At 70.6% G+C, this 5,940-nt stretch carries 4 protein-coding genes; 2 read left to right on the top strand and 2 right to left on the bottom strand.

Annotated features, from left to right (window positions below):
- Positions 1 to 1,422 (bottom strand): lipase maturation factor family protein (locus WBP48_RS01355; RefSeq protein ID WP_424434942.1); only part of this gene is annotated, 1,422 nt, incomplete at its 3' end.
- A gap of 183 nt (positions 1,423 to 1,605) precedes the next feature.
- Here WBP48_RS01355 and WBP48_RS01350 point away from each other — a divergent pair.
- Positions 1,606 to 2,277, top strand: coding sequence for a GntR family transcriptional regulator (locus WBP48_RS01350; RefSeq protein WP_424434939.1), 672 nt, complete (start codon positions 1,606 to 1,608; stop codon positions 2,275 to 2,277).
- Entirely contained in the window at positions 2,274 to 3,656 is a 1,383-nt protein-coding gene (locus WBP48_RS01345; protein ID WP_424434936.1) for an MFS transporter, read from the top strand. Before WBP48_RS01350 ends, WBP48_RS01345 begins: the two co-directional genes overlap by 4 nt.
- Positions 3,657 to 3,863: 207 nt before the next feature.
- Here the strand turns inward: WBP48_RS01345 and pgi are convergent, their stop codons facing one another.
- Positions 3,864 to 5,540, bottom strand: a complete 1,677-nt coding sequence (gene pgi, locus WBP48_RS01340) for a glucose-6-phosphate isomerase (RefSeq protein ID WP_424434933.1) — start codon at positions 5,538 to 5,540, stop codon at positions 3,864 to 3,866.
- Positions 5,541 to 5,940: the final 400 nt, after the last annotated feature.

The raw sequence follows: 5,940 nt of genomic DNA, 5'->3' as shown, positions 1-5,940 counted from the left end.
CACCCACACCACCCTGCCGGCGCGGTGCTCCGCCCGGGTCGCGAACCGATACCGGTACGAGATCACCCGCACCCACGTCGGCCGCTCGCCGCGGAACGGATCGCGGCGCAGCATGCGCAGCGTCGCGGCATCCGCCTGCAGCAGGCGCACGAGCAGCGCGGTGAACCACCCCTCGAGTGACCGCCCGAGCGGCAGGAACCACATCAGCCAGTCCAACCGCAGGTGATACGGCGCGAACTGCCGCGGGATGCGGTGCACGTCGCCGGGCTTTCCCTTGAACTCGTACTCGTGCCAGGTCGCGGTGTCCGCGTCGGCATCCGTCGTCGCCTCGATGACGTACTCGATGCGCTCCTTCGTCACGGTGCCGAACGCGCCGTAGGCGTTCGCGAGTTGCCAGCGGTTGAAGCTCGCGTTCATGAGCTGCCGCCGCGAGAACAGGTTGCGGGCCGCGGGCACGCTCAGCGCGGCGTATCCCGCGACGACGATCGAGGTGACGACGATCCAGTACAGGGGGATGCCGGTGAGCAGCGCGTCCGCCGGCATCCGCTCGCCGGAGCTCGGGATCGACACCGCGGAGAACGACAGCACGATCGTCGCCCAGTTCAGCCACGCGAAGTTGCCCGTCAGCACGAGCCACAGCTGCGTCGCGATGACGACCGCTGCCGCCGCGGTTCCGACGAAACCCGGCCAAGGGCCCGGAAGCCACAGTCCGAGCAGCGGCGCGAACAGCAGCCACGGCACGAACAGCTGCGCGACATGGTTGCCGATCACCTCCAGCCGGTGGAACCATGCCGGCAGCAGATGGGCCTGGCGGCTGAGAGGACCGGGCATCGGCTGGGTCTCGTGGTGGTACATGAGCGCCGTGAGGTCGCGCCATTCGCGCCCGCCGCGGATCTTGATCATCCCGGCGCCGAACTCCAGCCGGAACACCAGCCACCAGAAGAGCACGATGACCGCTATCGGCGGCGGCTGGTCGTCCGAGCCGAGGAAGGCGGCGAGGAACCCGGCCTCGAGCAGCAGCATCTCCCAGCCGAAGCCGTAGAAGGTCTGCCCGATCGAGCTGATCGACATGTACGCGGCCCACAGCGCGAGGAACGCGAGCATCGGCACCCACGGCGGTCCCCATTGCGGGATGCCGACGAGCAGCAGCCCCGCGACGACAACGCCGCCGCAGCACAGTGCGACCAGCCGCCGATCGGTGTAGCGGACCCACCGGAACAGTGTCGGCCGCAGCAGTTTCGCGCGCGCAGGCGATGACGAGGCCCAGGCGAGGAGGTCCGGCGCGGGGAGCAGGCCGTGCTCGCCGAGCAGTGGCCGGAACTGGTTCAGGCTCGACACGAATCCGATCAGGAACAGGGCGGCGATGCCCCGCTGCAGCACCTGCCGCGCGAACTCGAAGTCGACCGCCGCGAAGCCGTCCATGCTGCGAGGCTACGCCTGCGATGCCCGGCTGCGCAGGCATGGGTGGTTCGCGGTCAGTCCGCGGTCAGCGACGTGCCGTGAATGGTCGGTTCAGGGCTGGGGATGCGGCTGAACCCGGCAAGTCGAGTACGCGGTGAGCCGCATCAGCCTGCGCCAGTCTCGCATGCGACTAGTATCTATGTTGTGCAGCAGCTTGATGAGACGGCGGCGGCGCCACCGGAAGCGTCCTCGGCCGCCGAGATCGCGTATGCCGAGGTGAAGACCCGTATCCTCGACGGCGCCCTCGTCGGCGGCGAGATGGTGAGCGAAGGGGCGGTCGCCGAGACCCTCGGCATGAGCCGTACGCCGGTGCGCGAAGCCTTCCTGAGGCTGCAGGCCGAAGGCTGGATGAGGCTCTATCCCAAGCGCGGAGCCCTCGTCGTCGAGGTGCGGCCGCACGAACTGGAGGATGTCGTCGAGGCCCGCGTCCTGATCGAGACCGATTCCGTGCGGAGGCTGACCCGCGACGCCGAACGTGCCGGAGAGGTCGCCGCGGCGCTCGCCGGAATCATCGACCGGCAGCGGGCGGCCTACATCGCCGGGGATCTCGCGGGGCTCGCCGAGGCCGATATCGCGTTTCACGCGACGATCGTGGATGCCGGCGGCAACGCCCTGCTGACGGGCTTCTTCGCGACGCTCCGCGACCGTCAGCAGCGCATGGTGGCGCGGTCGCTGTGGCGCCGCGACGACCGGACCGAGCAAGTGCTGAATGACCACGAACTCCTCGCTCGCCTCGTCGCCGAGAGCGAGCCCGACGCCTTCGAAATGGCGCTCGCGCGCCACATCCGTAACACCCACCGGGAGCTTCTGCCGTGAGCGCCACCGCGACCATCCGTACTTTCACCTCTGGGGCCTCGTCGGCCGGGGAGCCCCCGGCGGCGAAGCCCGCACGCGTGCCGCAGCAGGCGGCATCCGACACCCCGGCATCCGACACGCCGGCATCGCGGCCGTCTGTACCCGGCACGGCGGCATCCGGCACCGCGCCGGCGCCCGTCCCCCGCACCCACCTCGCCCCCTGGCTGAGCGTGAGCGCGGCCCTCTTCGCCGTCGCCTGGGGCGGCAACGAGTTCACGCCGTTGCTCGTGATGTACCGCCAGCTCGACCAGATGAGCGCGCTCACCGTGGACATTCTGCTCGGGGCATATGTCCTGGGCATCGTTCCGGCGCTGCTCGTCGGGGGCCCGCTCTCCGACCGCTACGGACGTCGTCCGCTGTTTCTGCCTGCCCCGCTGATCGCCGTCGCCGGAAGCGCACTGCTGGCGGCGGGCGCGGCATCCGCTCCCGTGCTGTTCGCCGGACGGGTGCTGTCGGGCATCGCCCTGGGGCTGGTGATGGCGGTCGGTACGAGCTGGGTCAAGGAGCTGTCAGACGCCCCATTCGACCCCGCCCCGGTCGAGGGCCGAGGGGCATCGCGCGCCGCGCTCGCCCTCACGATCGGCTTCGCGCTCGGCGCCGGCGTCGCCGCGGCGCTCGCGCAGTTCGGACCGTCCGGCGCTATCGCGCCCTACGTCGTGCACATCGTCATCACGCTCGCCTCGTTCGTCGTGCTGCTGCGTGCCCCCGAGAGCCGGACGCGGCCCACTGAGGTCCGTCCGCTGCTGATGGACCTGCGGATCCCGACGGCGATGCACCGGCGGTTCCTGCTCGTCGTCGCGCCGATGGCACCGTGGGTGTTCGGCACCGCCGCGAGCGCGTACGCGATCCTCCCGGGCCTCATGATGGCGCAGGCGCCGGGCTTCGAGATCGGCGTCTCTGGGCTCCTGTGCGTCATCGCGCTCGGGTGCGGTGTCGCCGTGCAGCGCTTCGCCGCCAAGATCGACACCCCCCGCTCGGCTCGCGGGATCGGCGTCGCACTGGCGGTCACCGTCCCGGCGATGCTGCTCGCCGCCGTCGCGGTCGGGCTGAACTCGCTGGCGTGGGCGTTCGTCGCCGCCGCGGTGCTCGGGACGGCATACGGGATGCTGCTGGTCGGAGGTCTCCGCGAGATCCAGCGCATCGCCGGCCCCGACGACCTCGCGGGGCTCACCGCGGTGTATTACTCGCTCACCTACGTGGGCTTCTTCATCCCCGCGATCCTCGCGGCCCTCGGTACCTGGCTGAGCTACTCGACGATGTTCCTCGCCGGGGCCGTGATCGCGGCCCTCAGCGTCGGGGTCGTCGCGCTCAGCTGGCGCCGCCACCTGCCGTCCGCCTGACCCGGGTCGCGGACGTCCGCCTGATCCGCCGCGGATGGTCGCGCCCTCGGCATCCGCCCCCTTCGCGGCGAGGGAACAACTGTGCGCCGAGAGAACAACCGTGCGCCGAGAGAACGGTTGATACCCGTTCTCTCGGCGTCGAGTTGTTCTCTCGCGAAAAGCGCGACCCGGGAAGCGCGACCGCGGGAAGCGCGACCCGGGAAGCGCTTACCGCCGGTGCTCGCGGTAGTAGGCCAGCAGCGCCTGGGTGGAGGCGTCCTGGGCGGCGGTGGCATCCGCGTCGCCCTCGACGGCGGGGGCGATCTGCAGCGCGAGCTGCTTGCCGAGCTCGACGCCCCACTGGTCGAAGCTGTTGATGCCCCACACCACGCCCTGCGTGAACGTCAGGTGCTCGTACAGCGCGATGAGTTCGCCCAGCACCTTCGGCGTCAGCGCGGGGGCGAAGATCGAGGTCGTCGGCCGGTTGCCCGGGAACGTCCGTGCCGCAACCAGCGCGCCGGTCGTGCCCTCGGCCTCGACCTCGGCGGCGGTCTTGCCGAACGCCAGGGCCTTCGTCTGCGCGAGGAAGTTCGCGAGGAACAGCCCGTGCGCGTCGCGATCGCCGTCTTTGAGCGGATAGGCGGGGTTGACGAACGCGATGAAATCGGCCGGGATCAGCCGCGTGCCCTGGTGGATCAGCTGGTAGAACGCGTGCTGCCCGTTGGTCCCCGGCTCTCCCCAGAAGATCTCGCCGGTGTCGCTCGTGACGGGCGATCCGTCCCAGCGCACGCGCTTGCCGTTGGACTCCATCGTCAGCTGCTGCAGGTATGCGGCGAAGCGGCTGAGCTGCTGCGCGTACGGCAGCACGGCGTGCGACTGCGCGCCCAGGAAGTTCGTGTACCAGACGTTCAGCAGGCCCATCAGCGCCGGGACGTTCTGCTCCAGCGGCGCCGTCGCGAAGTGCTCGTCGACGGCGTGGAAGCCCGAAAGCAGCTCGCGGAACGCGTCGGGGCCGAACTCGATCATGAGCGACAGGCCGATGGCGGAGTCGACGGAGTAGCGCCCGCCGACCCAGTCCCAGAAGCCGAACGCATTGGTCGGGTCGATGCCGAACGCGGCCACTCTATCGAGGGCCGTCGACACCGCCACGAAGTGGTGCGCCACGGCATCCGTCTTCGCCTCTTCGGTGTCGTCGATGGCACCGGATGCCGACAGGCCGGCCCACAGCCAGTCGCGCGCGAGCCGGGCGTTGGTGAGCGTCTCCAGGGTCGTGAAGGTCTTGGAAGCGACGATCACCAGGGTGGTCTCGGGGTCGAGGTCCTTGGTCTTGTTCGCGAGGTCGAACGGGTCGATGTTCGAGACGAAGCGCGCCTGGATGTCGGTGCTGTACGGCTCCAGCGCCGCCGAGATCATCGCGGGGCCGAGGTCCGACCCGCCGATGCCGATGTTGACGATGTGCGTGACCTTCTTGCCGGTGACGCCGACCCATTCCCCGCTGCGCACGCGCTCGGCGAACGCGGTCATCGCATCGAGCACGCCCTGCACGTCGCCGTCGATGTCCTTGCCGTCCACGACGAGCTTGGGCTCGATGCCGGCCGGGCGCCGCAGCGCCGTGTGCAGCACCGCGCGGTCTTCGGTCGCGTTGATGTGGTCGCCGCGGTACATCGCGTCGCGGTGCGCTTCGAGACCGATCTGCTTCGCGAGGCCCACGAGCGCGGCGAGGATGCCGTCGTCCACCAGATTCTTGGACAGATCGACCCGCAGGTCGACGAGGTCGAAGGTCAGGCGCTCCACGCGGCCGGGATCGTCAGCGAACCAGGTGCGGAGGTCGGGGGCGAATCCGTCGGCACGCGAGGCGAGCTCGGTCCAGGCGGCAGTGGTGGTGGCATCGATGGGCGTGGTCACGCCTCCACGCTATCGCGCCGGGGGCGCCGGGTGGGGGCGAGTTCGCCGGTTCAATCGCGAGTTCGCCGGTCTACTCCCGCGACGCCCGGCCCGCGCCGCCCGCGCGCCGCGCCCCCTACTCCCGCGAGACCGCGCTCCCGGGTCGAGACCGCCGCTTTTTCCGTGGGTTTCGACCCATAGCGGCGGTCTCGGGGTAGGGGGCGCGCGGCGGGGCAGGGGGGACGGCGGAGGGTCCCGGGTCAGCTTCTCAGTGGCGCTGCCGCGCCGTGGGGCGGGAAAGTCTGGGTCATGTCACGAGACCTTCGCATCAGGGGCGGGCGGCGCGGCCCTGCGCGTAGCCGTCGGCGAAGGCCTCGCGCTCGCCGCGGCGGAACAGGTCGCGCTCGGCGGGGCGGGGGAT

The sequence above is a fragment of the Microbacterium sp. genome (genome assembly GCF_049661145.1).
Classification (GTDB): Bacteria; Actinomycetota; Actinomycetes; order Actinomycetales; family Microbacteriaceae; genus Microbacterium.
This window is presented reverse-complemented; position numbering and strand designations above follow the sequence as displayed.